At 64.3% G+C, this 14,458-nt stretch carries 14 protein-coding genes and 1 tRNA gene; 6 read left to right on the top strand and 9 right to left on the bottom strand.

What is annotated here, in order from left to right:
* Positions 1 to 22: 22 nt before the first annotated feature.
* Both JXQ94_RS10745 and JXQ94_RS10740 read right to left on the bottom strand, forming a co-directional pair.
* Positions 23 to 1,006 (bottom strand): glycosyltransferase family 9 protein, encoded by a 984-nt coding sequence (locus tag JXQ94_RS10745; RefSeq protein WP_421923784.1) that lies wholly within the window; start codon positions 1,004 to 1,006, stop codon positions 23 to 25.
* Positions 1,003 to 2,142, bottom strand: a complete 1,140-nt coding sequence (locus JXQ94_RS10740; RefSeq protein ID WP_421923783.1) for a glycosyltransferase family 4 protein — start codon at positions 2,140 to 2,142, stop codon at positions 1,003 to 1,005. Before JXQ94_RS10740 ends, JXQ94_RS10745 begins: the two co-directional genes overlap by 4 nt.
* A 213-nt stretch (positions 2,143 to 2,355) precedes the next feature.
* Between JXQ94_RS10740 and JXQ94_RS10735 the strand changes: the two genes are divergently transcribed.
* Positions 2,356 to 3,027, top strand: a complete 672-nt coding sequence (locus tag JXQ94_RS10735) for a hypothetical protein (RefSeq protein WP_421923782.1) — start codon at positions 2,356 to 2,358, stop codon at positions 3,025 to 3,027.
* On the opposite strand, the gene JXQ94_RS10730 is transcribed toward JXQ94_RS10735, so the two are convergent.
* From JXQ94_RS10730 to JXQ94_RS10710, 5 genes are all read right to left on the bottom strand, one after another.
* Positions 3,028 to 3,999 carry a GGDEF domain-containing response regulator gene (locus JXQ94_RS10730; protein ID WP_421923781.1) on the bottom strand — a complete coding sequence of 324 codons (972 nt, stop codon included), beginning with the start codon at positions 3,997 to 3,999 and terminating at the stop codon, positions 3,028 to 3,030.
* A gap of 126 nt (positions 4,000 to 4,125) precedes the next feature.
* Complete coding sequence (gene queG, locus JXQ94_RS10725; RefSeq protein WP_421923780.1) at positions 4,126 to 5,244, bottom strand: tRNA epoxyqueuosine(34) reductase QueG; 1,119 nt, start codon at positions 5,242 to 5,244, stop codon at positions 4,126 to 4,128.
* 14 nt (positions 5,245 to 5,258) lie between these two features.
* Complete coding sequence (locus JXQ94_RS10720) at positions 5,259 to 6,254, bottom strand: hypothetical protein (protein WP_421923779.1); 996 nt, start codon at positions 6,252 to 6,254, stop codon at positions 5,259 to 5,261.
* A gap of 21 nt (positions 6,255 to 6,275) precedes the next feature.
* Entirely contained in the window at positions 6,276 to 6,953 is a 678-nt protein-coding gene (locus tag JXQ94_RS10715) for a glutathione S-transferase family protein (protein ID WP_421923778.1), read from the bottom strand.
* A 31-nt stretch (positions 6,954 to 6,984) separates the two neighbouring features.
* Positions 6,985 to 7,956, bottom strand: coding sequence for a cation diffusion facilitator family transporter (locus JXQ94_RS10710; protein ID WP_421923777.1), 972 nt, complete (start codon positions 7,954 to 7,956; stop codon positions 6,985 to 6,987).
* Between the two features lie 150 nt (positions 7,957 to 8,106).
* Between JXQ94_RS10710 and JXQ94_RS10705 the strand changes: the two genes are divergently transcribed.
* Both JXQ94_RS10705 and JXQ94_RS10700 read left to right on the top strand, forming a co-directional pair.
* Entirely contained in the window at positions 8,107 to 8,913 is an 807-nt protein-coding gene (locus JXQ94_RS10705; protein WP_421923776.1) for an undecaprenyl-diphosphate phosphatase, read from the top strand.
* 75 nt (positions 8,914 to 8,988) lie between these two features.
* Entirely contained in the window at positions 8,989 to 9,876 is an 888-nt protein-coding gene (locus tag JXQ94_RS10700; RefSeq protein ID WP_421923775.1) for a CPBP family intramembrane glutamic endopeptidase, read from the top strand.
* Positions 9,877 to 9,896: 20 nt separating this feature from the next.
* On the opposite strand, the gene JXQ94_RS10695 is transcribed toward JXQ94_RS10700, so the two are convergent.
* Entirely contained in the window at positions 9,897 to 10,862 is a 966-nt protein-coding gene (locus JXQ94_RS10695; RefSeq protein ID WP_421923774.1) for a complex I NDUFA9 subunit family protein, read from the bottom strand.
* A 163-nt stretch (positions 10,863 to 11,025) separates the two neighbouring features.
* Here JXQ94_RS10695 and JXQ94_RS10690 point away from each other — a divergent pair.
* Positions 11,026 to 11,112, top strand: a tRNA-Leu gene (locus JXQ94_RS10690).
* Positions 11,113 to 11,175: 63 nt separating this feature from the next.
* On the opposite strand, the gene JXQ94_RS10685 is transcribed toward JXQ94_RS10690, so the two are convergent.
* The gene (locus tag JXQ94_RS10685; protein ID WP_421923773.1) at positions 11,176 to 12,360 is read right to left on the bottom strand and encodes a serine hydrolase domain-containing protein; all 1,185 of its coding nucleotides are present in this window, start codon (positions 12,358 to 12,360) and stop codon (positions 11,176 to 11,178) included.
* Positions 12,361 to 12,481: 121 nt separating this feature from the next.
* Between JXQ94_RS10685 and JXQ94_RS10680 the strand changes: the two genes are divergently transcribed.
* Together JXQ94_RS10680 and JXQ94_RS10675 are read left to right on the top strand one after the other, a co-directional pair.
* The gene (locus JXQ94_RS10680) at positions 12,482 to 13,156 is read left to right on the top strand and encodes a response regulator transcription factor (protein ID WP_421923772.1); all 675 of its coding nucleotides are present in this window, start codon (positions 12,482 to 12,484) and stop codon (positions 13,154 to 13,156) included.
* Entirely contained in the window at positions 13,156 to 14,439 is a 1,284-nt protein-coding gene (locus JXQ94_RS10675) for an ATP-binding protein (RefSeq protein WP_421923771.1), read from the top strand. The genes JXQ94_RS10680 and JXQ94_RS10675 overlap by 1 nt, the downstream gene beginning before the upstream one ends.
* Positions 14,440 to 14,458 lie beyond the last annotated feature (19 nt).

Genomic DNA, 14,458 nt, shown 5'->3' with positions numbered 1-14,458 from the left:
ATTGGCAAGCTTGCTGAGCGGTTCACGCCGCAGCCGGCGCGTCTGCAAAGCCGCCGGCGAAGCGCATGGCGGCAATCGCCTCCTCGGGCGTGACCTGGGCCAATGTCGTCGCGTGCATCAGAATGACTGGCGATGAACCACGCGGCGCGATCAGCGCGGGATCCCCGACATCGCCATAAAGAGCCAGAGCGGGCGCGCCCGATGCGGCCAGCAAATGCAGGAGCGGGGTGTCTTCGGAGAAGACGAAACAGGTCCGCCGGGCAAGACCCGCGAGCTGCGGCAGCTTGGCCTTGCCCGTGATATCGCGAGCGCCGGGCGCAACCTGCGACACATGACGACCGACATCGCGCGTATCCGGTCCGCCGATCAGGGCCGGCGTAATGCCAGCCTGCAGCAATTCATGCGCAAGGGCGGCCCATTTTTCCATCGGCCATCGCAAGGCTGGCTTCACACTCTCGCCGGCCGGAGCGAGCAGGGCGAAGGGACCATTGAGGCCAAAATATTCCGGGTCGAGCATGCGCGATTGTTTGGCCAGGAAATCGACCCAGCTTGCATCCGGGGCCGGGGCGCCGCCAAGCGGGTAGGATTGTGGTGAGAGCCCGAGCGCGGCATTGAGCGCGCCGGATACGGCATCCACCGGATGCTGCGTATCGCCGTCGCGCGCCACGACCTCATGCCATTTGCACTTCGAGAAACGAAAGAGCCCCTTGATCTTGCGGCTGTCTGCGGTCCCTGCCAGATCGAAAATCCTGACGGGCTTGGACAGTTTGATCCGCTTGTCGCGCAGCCCTGCCATCGGACGCGTATCCGGACAGGCATCGGTCTCGATGGCATTGAACCAGGGGCAATGCTTCAGCAGGCTCTCGAAATCCGGGGTGGTGAGCAATACGATCCGGTCGCGCCGATACGTGTCGCGAATGATCTTGGCGGCCGCCAGCATGCGGACGGTCGAGGTCAGATCACCCCAATGAAGAATATAGGTTATGTCGCGCTGCGGCTCGGTCATGGGGATGAGTTTAGAACCTCATGATAGACCCGCAAAGTCGAAGCTTGCAGGGAGCGGGCAGAAAAATGCGTTGTGATGTAGTTGCGCGCCGTCTTTGCCATGTCCGCGCGCGCGTCCGAGCTGAGTGAAAGCGCCGCCGAAACCGCGGCAGACAGCGCCCGGGCATCGCCCGGAGGCACACGCCAGCCGGTTTCGCCATCGCGCACAACCTCGCGGGCGCCACCATGATCAGCCGCGATGACGAGACGCCCCATTGCCCCGGCCTCGGCCGCCGTCCGCCCGAAGGCTTCCGGCTCGACAGACGGGGTCAGGACAAGGTCGCTGAGCGCGAAGGCGGCCGGCATGTCGCTGCAATGACCAACACGATGAACCCGGCCTGCAACACCAAGTTCGCACGCCAGTTCATCGAGCTCTGCCACATAGGCTTCACGCCCCTGGGCATCACCGGCGAGCAAGAGGTGCGGTTCCGGGTCCAGAGCGGGCAAGGCAGCCAGGGCCCGGATCGCCTCGCGCTGTCCCTTCCATCCGGTCAGACGACCCGGCAGCAGAAGGCGCGGCCCATCGACCCCATCCACACGCCAGTCGCGGGCCAGCGCCTCGACACGCTCGGCTGTCACGACAGCCGGATCAAAGCGCGCCAGATCGACACCGCGCGGGATCACCACCAGACGGTCTTCCGGCACGGCATGTTCGCGGCGCACATGGTCGGCGATGAAATTGGAATTGGCGATCACCCGCTCGCCAGCCGCCATGACGGCATTATACCGCCGCTTGAGGCTGGAGCGGGCGTTATAGGTGCCATGATAGGTCGTGACAAAATGCGCCTCGGTGCGATCACAGGCCCATTTGGCACTCCAGGCCGGCGCCCGTGAGCGGGCATGGACGATCTGCACTCCCTCGCGCCGGATGAGCGCCATCAGGGCGCGCATGTTGGACCACAGGGTCAGCGGATTCTTGCTCGCAACCGGAAGCCGGATCAACTCGCCCCCGATCGCAGCCAATTCGGACTCCAGACGCCCGCCCTCACTGGCGACCAACGCCCGGCCGCCCGCCTCGATCACCGCCTCGGCGACCTCAAGTGTCGTGCGCTCGGCACCGCCGGCTTCAAGTTCGGGGATGACCTGGAGAATGATCATGAATGGGAGGGAGTCCTCATCAGCGCCGAGCACGTCTCGTCAAGCTGTGGCTCTCTTTTTCCATAGCTCGGCCCGGAAAACAAACCTCTGTGTCGCCGGTCGGGTGTGTGAACGGGGACTATCCTGGCCCGGCTGTTCTGCATTATTGCTGAAAGCAGGATCGGCGACGCGGGGGCGTGCGGTCCGGTGTCAGTCCTGTCCTGGAGTTGCCCCATGCGCCTTGCCCTGCCCGCCTGCCTTCTCGTCCTGGCACTCGCCCCGAACACACTTGCCCAGACCGATGCTGCGTATCGCGAAAGGGTGCGGTTTGATGCCTGCCTCGGCCAGGTCCAGCTCGATGCCAGCGACGCGCTCGAGCGGGCGCAGACCTGGCGCCTTGAAGGCGGTGGCTGGCCAGCGGAAGTGTGCGAGGCCCGGGCCCTGATTGCGCTCGGTGAGCCCACGATCGGCGCCGACATTCTGGTCAATCTGTCAGATGGCCTCGCCGTCGGCATGGTCGATGCGGAGCGCGCCGAACTGCTGACCCTCGCCGGGGACACCCGCTTTGCGCACGGCATGATCGATGCAGCGGGTGAGGCCTATGACGCGGCTCTGGACCTCCAGCCGGACGCCATTGCCACCCGGCTCGCACGGGCGCAATTGCGTGCCGCGACACAGGACTGGGACGGCCTGGTCGAGGATGCCGACGCGCTTGTGGAACAAGCGCCTTATCTGGCTGCAGGCTGGCGCTATCGCGGTCAGGCCCATCTGGCGCGCGGCGAGCTGGACGCCGCATGGGCCGCGATGGAAAACGCGCGTGAACAGGAGCCGGACGACATCCCGTCCCTGCTTCTGCGTGGCGCGATTCTCGAAGCGCGCCGAACAGCGACAGATGATGACGCGTAATCAGCCTACGGCGCGGATGGCCTGATGTGACGGCGGCTGGCCGTCATCGAGCTCGACACGATTCCGGCCTGCAGCCTTGGCACGATACAGCGCTGAATCCGCAGCCTGCAGCAGCAGGTCCGGCGCGGCAATGAGATCCCCATTCCCGAGGCTGGCAACGCCCAGACTGGCCGAAACCGCAATCACGTCGCCGCTGTCGGTGTTGGTGGCCATGGCCTCGACGGCCGCGCGGATCCGCTCTGCGGCCAGCGATGCCGAATGCAGGCCCGCGCCCGGGAGCACGACGCAGAACTCCTCGCCGCCCAGCCGTCCCAGCATGTCGCCGCTACGCAGACAGGCCTGGATCGCAATCACCGTATCGATCAGCACCGCATCACCCGCGGCATGGCCGTGCGTGTCATTGATGGCCTTGAAGTGATCGAGATCGACCATGACGACCGAAAGCGGCGTGTCATCCCGGGTCGCATGCTGGGCCTTCATCTCAAGATATTGCATGAAAGCACGACGATTGGCGGCACCGGTCAGCGCGTCGGTCTCCGCAAGGCTGCGGAATTGTTTCTGCATGCGAACCAGGCGACTGGCAGCCCGCAGGCGAGCCCGCAACTCGGTCATGTTGACCGGTTTCCGGATGAAGTCGTCAGCGCCTGCATCGAGCGATTCCTCGAGCCGCCGATCCTCACCGGACGCGGTGACGACGATCGTGTAGACGGACTCGGTCTCGGCATTCGATTTGAGCGACCAGCAGGCTTCCAGGCCCGACACCGATCCGACCTCGATACCGGTGAGGAAGATGTCGACCGGCATCAATGCCAGGACTTTGAGTGCCTCTTCGGCCGACGAGGCCGTCTGGACGGAATAGCCTGCCAGGCTTACCGCTTCGGACAGGATGCGCAGCTGCACACTGCTGTGCTCGCAGATAAGAACCGAAATCGCCTCAGGCGACATATCACTTTGAAAATCTGCCGACGTCATGCTGCGTCGCCCTTGTTCAAACCGGTCATGACCCTTGTCCCCCCGAACACACTGTCATCGTCTAGCTTCAGAACGTCAGGCTAGCGCCGCAAAAGATAATATCCCCTCAATGGACGGCCGGATTTCTTATTCGGACATGGCCAGGACGCGGCGCCATTCCGTTGCGACATCCGCATCCGTCTCGGCTTCCAGCGCCTGACCCGCTGCCGCTTGGGCCTGCTCGCTGTCAAGCCGGGCAAGCGCCCACACGGCCATCGCCCGCACCGCCGGCGCCGTGTCATCCAGCGCGTCCTCGACCCGGGGGATCAGCTGCAGGTCACCGGAATTTCCGATCGCGATCATGACATTGCGGACAAAGCGGTCGCGGCCGATCCGCTTGACCGGCGAGGCGGTGAAGACCTGGCGGAAGGCGGCATCATCGAGCGCCGCCAGCTCTGCCAGGAGCGGCCCTTTCAACTCCGGGCGCGGATGGAAGGCCATCTCGGCGCTGGTCTGCGCGAACTTGTTCCACGGACACACCGCCAGGCAGTCGTCACAGCCATAGATGCGATTGCCCATCGGCTGGCGAAACTCGAGCGGAATGACGCCCTTGTGCTCGATGGTCAGATAGGAGATGCAGCGCCGCGCATCCAGTCGATAGGGGGTCGGGAAGGCGTCCGTCGGACAGATATCGAGGCAGGCCCGGCAGGAGCCGCATGTGTCGCGCTCGGGAGCATCCGGTGCCAGCTCGGCCTCGGTCAGCATCACCCCCAGAAAAAGCCAGGAGCCGAATTCGCGCGACACCAGATTGGTGTGTTTACCCTGCCAGCCGATACCCGCTTTTTCGGCCAGGGGCTTTTCCATCAGCGGGGCCGTATCGACGAAGACCTTGACCTGCTTGCCGGTTTTCTCCGCAAATGCCCGCGCGAGATGCTTCAGCCGTTTCTTCAGCAAGTCATGATAGTCGGCGTTCTGGGCATAGACGCTAACCACGCCTTCCGAGCGGCGCTCCAGCAAGGGCAGCGGGTCCTGCTCCGGCCCGTAATTCAGCCCCACCACCACGGCGGATCTCGCGTCCGGCCACATGGCGGTGGGATGCTGGCGCCGCGCCAGCGTCTCCTCCATCCACGCCATCGAGCCGTGATGCCCGTCGGCAACATACTCCGCGAGCCGGTCACCCGCCGCCCAAGCCTCGTCCGCGCGGCAGATGCGGGCGATCGAGAAGCCGAGCTCGAGGGCGAGGGATTTGAGGGCCTCAGGCGACATCGAAACTCCGTTGCCTAGAGGTCCGACGCCAAGCGTATCCGCTCGGCATTCAACGCATCCCGCGCCGCCTCATAGGCGGTGAGCTCGTCGGCGAAGTCGAATGTCGCATTCGTGCCACCCTGCGCAATACGCTCGGCCAGCCCGTCAAAAAGGGCGGCCCCCTCAATCTCGACCTGGAAGCTGTCAGGAAAGCTGGCCACCATGGCATCCAGCGCCCCCATCATACGCTGCTCTTCGGGGGTCGAACGCGGCACGCGCGCAAAGCTGTCCTGCATGATGCGAAACAGCGCGGTGGCCTGGTCGATTTCCCGGGCAACAGCCCGTTGGTTGTCGTCAAATACAGCCTGCGGATCGTCGACAGCATGGTCAGATGGTGTGCCACCAAAGGAAAGTCGGCCCAGCTCGAAACCAATGATCGCGCTCTCGATATTGATGGCGGTCGCGCGCAGAAGGGGCCCCTGCGGGTGACGGTCATCGACCGATTCGAGTGCCGCCTCGATGTTGGCGACCAGTCCGGAGTAATAATTCTGAAGCACCGCATAGCGCGCCTCGTAGACGACAAAATCATCAACCATCTTTCCGGCGATGTCCTGACGCGCCGCATCTTCGGCAACGTCCAGAACTTCGCCGACCAGCAGAAATGCGGAGTCCAGATTGCGGGTCAGCGTGTCGACGATCTTTTCCATGCCGTCGGGAACCAGTTCCGGCCCGGCAGCAAGGACAGCGACGCGCGCTTCAAGACCCGCCAGCGACACGTCGAGTTCGCGCCTCCAGCGATCCAGGCCATCCTCGCCCTCAGCCTCGGTCATCAATCCTTCACGGACCGACACGCCATACTCGTCAGCCTCGAAGATGCGTTCCATCAAGGCCATGATCTCGGTATTGGTCTGATTGACGTCAGAGCTCCACGCGATGAAAGCCCGCGCGGGGGCCATTGGATCGGCCTCCTGGGCATGGGTCATCGCTCCGCCTGAGCACAGCCACACCAAAATCAACAGAACTGCACGCATACCGCCCCCAGACAGCTAATCTCAAAAATCCAGATCCGCGTAGTGCGCCGCCGCCGGAACCCCCGGCAGCTTGTCCGCCAAGAGCCCGCGAAACGCCGGGCGGCATTTTACGCGGGAATACCATTGTTTGACCGGTTCGAACTCGTCCCAGGGAACATCGCCCAGATAATCGACACACGAAAGATGCGCCGCAGCGGCGATATCGGCGAGGGTGTAGCGCGGCCCGGCCAGGCCGTCGCGGGCCTCCAGGAGCCAGGCCATGTGATCGAGATGCCAGCGCAGATGGTCGCGCCCGGCACGCAGGGCTGCCGGGTCCGGCGCACCAAGCCCCTGGGCACGCTTCTCCAGTTTTTCGTGCAGGAGATAGGCGTTGACCTCGCCGTCATATTTGCGGTCGAACCAGTCGACCAGGCGGCGTGCTTCGGCGCGCTCGGCCGGACCGCCGGGCAGGAGGCAGGGGCTGGGCGTGGTCTCTTCCAGGTATTCCAGGATCGCCCGACTTTCGACGATAACCCGCCGCCCGCCACCACTCTCATCGATCAGGACCGGCGTGGTTCCGGCCGGATTGAGCGACAGAAGATCATCGGGGCGCTCCCAGGGCACTTCCAGCTGCAGGTCGTGACGCAGCGACTTCTCCTCGAGGACGAGGCGAACCTGTCGGGAAAACGGGTCGAGGGGCCAGAAGTGGAGCGTTCGCATGGCGACAGGCTAACCCGCTTCAACCGGAAGTCTAAGCGTCCTTGGACGTGCTTTCTGCATTGAAAAATTCAGCGCCATGGGGCTCGGCTTCTCCATGCGGGTCGGGATGGATGAGGATGTCGGCAGCCGGATAGGCGGCCATCAACCGGTGTTCGCAATCGACCAGGATTGAATGCGCCTCGCTGAGCGTGAGATCAGGATCCAGCGCCAGATGAAACTGGATATGGATGAGCGGGCCGGCCGCACGCGTGCGCAGCTCATGGATATCAATGATGCGGGGATCATCACCGGCCAGCCTGCGGATATGCTCGCGCGCCTCGTCCGGCAATTCGCGATCCATGAGCTGGTCACCGGCGCCGCGCGCCACGCCCCAGGCCGTCCAGAACAGCCAGAGCGAGACCGCCAGCGCCGCGACCGCGTCCAGCCAGAGCAGCCCGCCCACTGTCGCGCCGACAATGCCAATGATGACAACCGCATTGGCGCCGAGGTCCGAGAAATAATGGGCGCGGTCACCTTCCACCGCCACCGACCCGGTCTCCTTCACCGCCCGTGTCTGAACGACCAGAAGGCCCAGTGTCAGCACGATGGAGAGACCCATGACGGCGATGGCCCAGCCACTGGCGCGCACGACCACCGGATTGATCAGATGCTCGACGCCCTCGCGCAGGAGAAGGACAGCCGACATGGCGACAAAGATGGCTTGCAGGATGCCGGCAAAGGCTTCTGCCTTGCCATGCCCGAAACGGTGCTCGGCATCAGCCGGCTCGGCAGCATACCGAACGGAGAGATAGACGGTCAGCGAGGCCGTCAGGTCGAGCAGGCTGTCTGCCATGGACGCCAGCAGGGCGACCGAACCGGACATCCACCACACCACGGCCTTGGTCAGGGTCAGAATGAGGGCCACCGCGACAGAGGCGGCTGTGGCCTGACCGGTATGGCTGAGCGCTTCTTTCGGGCTTAGACGCCCGGGCCCTTGCGGGCTGCCAGCGAAATCATGGGGCATGGAACCGTCCTTCTGCACCGGTTTTGGGCCGCTGCGGCTTTGCCGTCAATCAGGGCGATCCCGCCAGGCAAGCCACGGACGGGGCAAGGCGCTGGCCAAGGCCCGCCGTTTGATCAAATATCCCCTCTCATCCTCCAGCAGGCCGGTTTCATGAGCTTGATCTATCTCATTCTTCTCGCGCTCGTGCAGGGCATTACCGAGTTTTTGCCGATCTCCTCTTCGGCCCACCTCATCCTCGCGCCCGAAGTGACCGGCCAGACCGACCAGGGACCGCTGATTGATGTCATGGCGCACGCCGGATCGCTGCTGGCTGTCCTGATCTATTTCCGCCGCGATATCGGCGCGATCGTCGTCGGCAAGCTGGCCCTGCTCAAGGGCCGGATGACGCCCGGCGGACGAATTGCGCTGCTGGTCGGCGCGTCAATGCCCCCCATTTTCATTGTCGCTGGCGGTCTCGTCGCCTTCGATCTGGTCGACACACTGCGATCGCCGCTGGTGATCGCAATCGCGACCCTGGTCTTCGCCCTGCCGCTCTGGCTGGCTGACCGCTATGGCCCGCAGCGCGACACACTGGAGACGATGAATTTCCGCCAGGCTGCCTTGATTGGCCTCGCCCAACTCTTTGCGCTCATCCCCGGGGCCTCGCGCTCGGGCGTCACCATGACCGCCGCGCGCGGGCTGGGACTGACCCGCCAGGAGAGCGCCCGCTTCTCCATGCTGATGGCCATTCCCGTCATCGCCGCTTTCGGGCTGATTTCCTTGATAGAGCTGGCCCGCACCGACGGTGCTGCAGCCGGAGCCAACCTGACCGACGGTCTCATCGTGGCCGGCCTGTCCACGGTGACGGCGTGGGCCGCGATCGCCGTCCTGATGAAGCTGGTCGACCGGATCGGCCTCCTGCCCTTCGCCCTCTATCGGGTTGCACTCGGTCTCGCTCTCCTCGCATTCTTTATTTAGCCCTTTAGCGAAATTTCTTGCCCTGGCCTGGCGCGCATGATTGATTAGGGATAAACCTAATTAAGCGAGATCGTCATGCGCGCCCTGTCCGTCTTCCTCCTGATCGCCTTCGGTTTCAGCTGGGCCATCGCCTATCTCATCCATGTCACCGGCGGGCTGGGTGCCCAGGGACCGCTGGGCAGTCTGGGGCTGTTATCCCTGATGATGATGGGGCCGGCGCTCGGGGCCGTGATCTGCATGCTCATTTTCGACCAGGGCCGAAGGCTCGCGGCAATCGGCCTGGCCGGCTTCGGCATCGGCCGCATCGCATTGTGGACCCTGGTCGGCTGGCTGTTGCCGATCCTGATCTGCGCCCTCGCCATCGGCGTCACGCTCGCCCTGTCCGGCCAGGCACCGGGCGACCCGACGGCGGTCATCGCCGCCCAGATCGCCGCCAGCGGCGAGGACATACCGATGGATGCCGGCACAGTGCTGATGATCCAACTCGCGGTCGGACTGCCCGTTGGCATCCTTTTCAACACCGTCTTCCTGATGGTGAGCGAGGAGCTTGGCTGGCGGGGCTGGTTGCAGCCGCGCCTCTCCGGTCTGGGCTTCTGGCCGATGTGTGGGGTGGTCGGCGTGTTATGGGGCATCTGGCACGCCCCCATTATCCTGATGGGATATAATTATCCCGGCCTGGGCTGGACCGGGGTGGCCGTCATGACGGTCTTCACCACGCTATGGACGCCCTATCACGCCTATCTGCGTGAGCGCGGAGGCCTTGTCGCGGCCGCCGGCGTACACGGCTCCCTCAACGCCGTTGCCGGCGTCTCACTGCTATTCCTGTCGACGCCGCAATGGCCGTGGAATGGGCCTTTGGGCGTCGGCGGTCTCCTGGTTCTGGCCGCCGGACTGCCAATCCTCGCCTGGCGACGCCAAGGCGAAAAAAAACGGGCCGCGCAAGAACGCGGCCCGCTTGACTAGGTCGCGATGAAATCGCGGGTTCAGGCTTCGCGCTCGTGGAACTGGCCATAGCGGCGATAGCGCTCGAGATAGCTCGGCACGATGGCCTCCACCGTCTCACCGGCGATGCCGAGATCCGCCAAACCCTTGGCGCCTTCGGCAACAACATTGTCAGAGCGCAGCTGGATCAGCTGGTCATGCGTGATCACCACCGGCATCAGCGGCAGGGCACCGACAATTTCGGACACGGTCGCAATCACGCTGCCAATTGCCCAGGGCAGCGGCAGGAGAAAGCGCGGCCGGTCGATCTCGTCCAGAATGAACTTCATCAGCGCTTCAAACGTGTACGTGCCCGGTCCGCCGAGCTCATAGGTCTCACCGCGCGCCTCGCTGCGCTCGAAGGCCGCCAGGACGGCCTTGGCAACATCGCCGGCGAAGACCGGCTGGAACCTGGTCTGGCCACCGCCGAAGAGCGGCAGGGCTGGCACAAAGCGGGCCATGGAGCCGAAGCGATTGAAAAAGCCGTCCTCGGTTCCGAAAATAATGGACGGCCGCAGGATCGTCGCCTCGGGGATCGCCGCGAGGACTGAGGCTTCACCTTCGGCCTTGGACCGGGCATAGCGCGACTCGCTCTGGGACGACGCGCCGATGGCCGAGACCTGGATCATGCGGGAGATACCCATCCCGGACGCCGCTTCGGCAATCGTCTTGGCCCCGAGCGCATGCAGGCGGGAGAAGGTCTGGCGCCCATTCTCATTGAGAACACCCACCAGATTGACCACGCCGGAGGCGCCTTCCAGGGCGCGCTCGACCGAGCTGGGAACACGCAGATTGGCCTGGATCAGCTGAACCTGGCCAACCACACCCATGACGCGCAGGTCCTGGGCCAGGTGCGGACGGCGCGAAGCGACGCGGACCCGGTAGCCGGCCTTGGCCAGCGCCCGAACCACGTGACGCCCGACAAAGCCGGACCCGCCGAATACGGTGATGATCTCGTCTCTCAGCATGGATTGCCCTCGCGGAAATAGGGTTTGTCCGGGATAGACCAAAAAACCGCGCGCCTGTCCATGCGGCAATGCGCTTGATGCTGACTGCAGAACACAGCGCCGCGTGCATGCAAGCCGTTGACAGCGCCCCGCCCCGGCTTTAGTTACCGCGCCTCGCACACCTGCCCAGGTGGCGGAATTGGTAGACGCGCTGGCTTCAGGTGCCAGTTCCCGCAAGGGAGTGGAAGTTCGAGTCTTCTCCTGGGCACCATTGCTTCAGAACTGCATATCAAAGAAGCGTGCCCGGTCGGGCGCGCTTCTTTGATATTGGGCATCAGTGCTCGCGGATCACGAAACCGCCTGCCTCGGTTTCGCGGGCCTCCTGCGGCACCAAGGCCGCCTCAAACGCGGCCAGCACCGGGGTCGCGCGACCATTGTGATTGGCGACAATGGCAACGACGATGTCGAGGTCCGGATAGATCGCAAGCTCGGCGCCCACGCCCGGCGCGCCACCACCATGCCCCCAGCGCACGACATCAGGTGCGAGCTCGCGCCCGCTGCAGCCATAACCCAGTATCCGTCCGGGTATCGGCAGAATGCTCTCACACATCTGGGCAAGCTCGGCGCGCTCGAGAACGCGACCATCCAGGGCCGCAGCTCCGACCGAGGCCAGGCCCGGCGCGGTCATGTACAAACCGCCGGCGGCGGAGGGTGTCATCAGGGTGAGGGGAGATTCAAAGCGCCGCGGATAGACCGTCGCGAGTGGCTGTGCAGCCCCGGATTGGCGCTCATTCGTCCCGTCGAACGTGGCCTCGACATAGGGCAAGGCGAGGTTTTCAGCCCGGTAATCAGCAAGCCGGGCGAAAGACGCGTCATTGACCCCCGCCGGAGACAACACGATCTCGTCGAGCGCGTCCTCATAGGTCAGACCGGTCAGGCGAGCGACTGCGGCGCCCATCACCACCGCATTGGCGTTATTGTAGGCAAGGCCGTCCCAGCGCCGGGCAATCGGAACGGGCTGGGCAGCCCGAACCATCTCGAAAACGTCATCATTGCTGCCCGCCTCGACGATGCGGGTCATGGCGCCCGGAGCCTCCATGAAACTCTCGATCCGCGTTCGGTGCGCCAGCAGATCGCCGGCGGTCACATCGCTTGAGAAAGCCATCGCCTGTTCCGGTAGCAGCGCCCTGACTTCCAGGTCACGAAAATCTGCCCCGCCGGGGTCCTGATTGCGAATCGTCCGGACATAGGTCATCGCGGTCAGGAATTTGCCGACTGACGCGATGTTGAAGCGGGTATCCAGCGTATTGGCCCGGCCGGCGTCCTGGTCGGCAAAGCCCCGAGCCTCCGACAGGACCGGCTGCCCCTCCACAAGAATCGTGATCGCCCCGGAAAAGCCGGGATGATCGATCGACTCCTGCACGGCAGCCAAGGCTGCCTCCAGATCCGCGGACTGAGCGATCGCCATAGGACTCAGGCCGAGTTGGGCGACCGCCGCCCATACCAGTGGTTTGAACATGGTCATTCTCCGGTTGATTATCGCCCGGAGTCTGGTCGCCCGCGCGTCAAGCCGCGGTGATCCCGGATTTGACGCTGACTTGAGCTTGATCACACTAGAGTGACGCCAGACCGGAGACTTCATGCGCGTCCTGTTGATCGAAGACGATAGCGATATCGCGGCCAATATCAGCGACTACCTGACGGCCAAGGGTCATGTCGTCGATTTGGCCTATGACGGGGCGGACGGCTTGCGGGCCGCGCGACAGGCGCCGCATGACCTCTATCTGCTCGACGCCAATCTGCCTGTCCTCAGCGGATTCGAACTCTGCCGGATCATGCGCGAAACCCTCCAGATTGACGCCCCGATCCTGTTTACAACCGCGCGAGGAAATCTTGACGACAAGCTGGCCGGGTTTGCAGCCGGGTGTTGGGACTACCTGGTCAAGCCGTTCTCTCTCGCCGAGCTCGATGCCCGCATGCAGGCCACACTTTTGCGGGCCGGCGACCGCGCACCTCTCCTGGTCGGAACTGTCGAGATGGACCGGAACGGGCATTCCGTCCGGATCGGGCGACAGGCCATAATACTGCCCCGCATCCCTGCCATCATTCTGCGGTCGCTGATGCGCAATCATCCCGAGCCGGTCGATCGCGGATCGCTGGTCAGCGAAATATGGGGCGATGAAGAGCCCGACAGCGCGCCCCTGCGGAGCCACATCTCGGGCCTTCGGCGCACGCTCCAGACCAACGCTGCCGACGTGGAAATCAGGCTTGTGCGCGGTCTCGGCTACGCCCTTGCCGAGGCTGCGGCACAGTGATGTTCCCACGTCGCCCCTCCGGCTTTGCGCGTCGAGCCGCATTGATCATTGCGGCCTGGACGATTTGCCTCGGCGTGATTTTCACCGGCAGTTTCCTGACGCTGACCTGGTCCGTCGAGACCGCGTTGTTTGACCGCGTGCTGGAAGGCGAAAGCGCAGCCTTTCGCTCGGCGGAGGACCATGAGGCAGAGATCTGGGTCCCCAGCACACCGGGCGTGGAGGGCGCCGCCGACCTGGGCGCGCTGGTGGACCGCCTGCCACCCGGTTTCGATCCCGGTCAATCGGGCACGCAGGTCTTGAGGGCCGAGGACGGGCGCACCATCCGGGCGATTGCGCTGGAGCCGGAATTGGGGCCTGCATCGCGCGTTGTGATGATGGATACCGGATCCTTGCTGAATCACCAGCATCGCACGACACGATATCTGGTCTATCTGGGCCTTGCCGCGCTGCTTGTTATCCTGTTGACCGCAGCAGTGAGCTACATCGCCGGTCAACAGATTGCGTCACCTGTTCGCGGCTTGTCACGCCTGATCAGCCGACAGGCGACCGACTCACACCCGGATCAGTTCGCGGCCGGGTTCGGCGACGGCGAACTGGGCCAGGTCGCTGCCGCCTTCGAAGCCAATCTGGCGGAAACCCGGGCAGCGCTGCAACGTGAGCAAACTTTCAATGTCGGCCTTTCACACGAATTGCGAACCGGCCTTCAAACGGCGAGGCAAGCGCTCGAACTACTGCGCCTCCCCCTGTCCGACACCCCGCGTCCAGACCTTCTTGATCGAATGGAACGCGCCATCATCGGCATGCAGGACGCGTCCGAAGCCGTCCTGTGGCTCACACGCACCGACGACGCCACGCCGATCCCGATCACGCCGGTCCTCGCGGCCAGCGTCCGCAGCCTGCAACCGACCGCCAAGGCCCGCAGCACCTTGTTGACCATGACGGTCGAGGATGAGGCGGAATTACCGATACCGGCGGAAGTCCTGACCGTTCTTGCCAGCAATCTCCTGCGCAATGCCATCCTTCACTCAGGCAGCAAGACCGTGCGGCTGACAGCCACGAAGACCGGGTTCCAGGTTCAGGATCTGGGGCGCGGCCTGACGGCCGAGCAAAAGCAGGCCTTTCTGGCAGGTGGCGCGATTCCCGAGCCCGCCGGCGCCGGCCTGGGCCTGCTGCTCTGCCGTCGCCTGGCGGAGCGGTTTGGCGGCCGCGTCACATTTCGTGACCGGCCGGACGGGGGGACCTGCATGGACCTGACCCTGGATGAGGCTGCGAATGCGGGTTGAGGCCAACGCGGTCAGATCA

This window comes from Maricaulis maris (assembly GCF_049116555.1).
Taxonomy (GTDB): Bacteria; Pseudomonadota; Alphaproteobacteria; order Caulobacterales; family Maricaulaceae; genus Maricaulis; species Maricaulis maris_C.
This window is presented reverse-complemented; position numbering and strand designations above follow the sequence as displayed.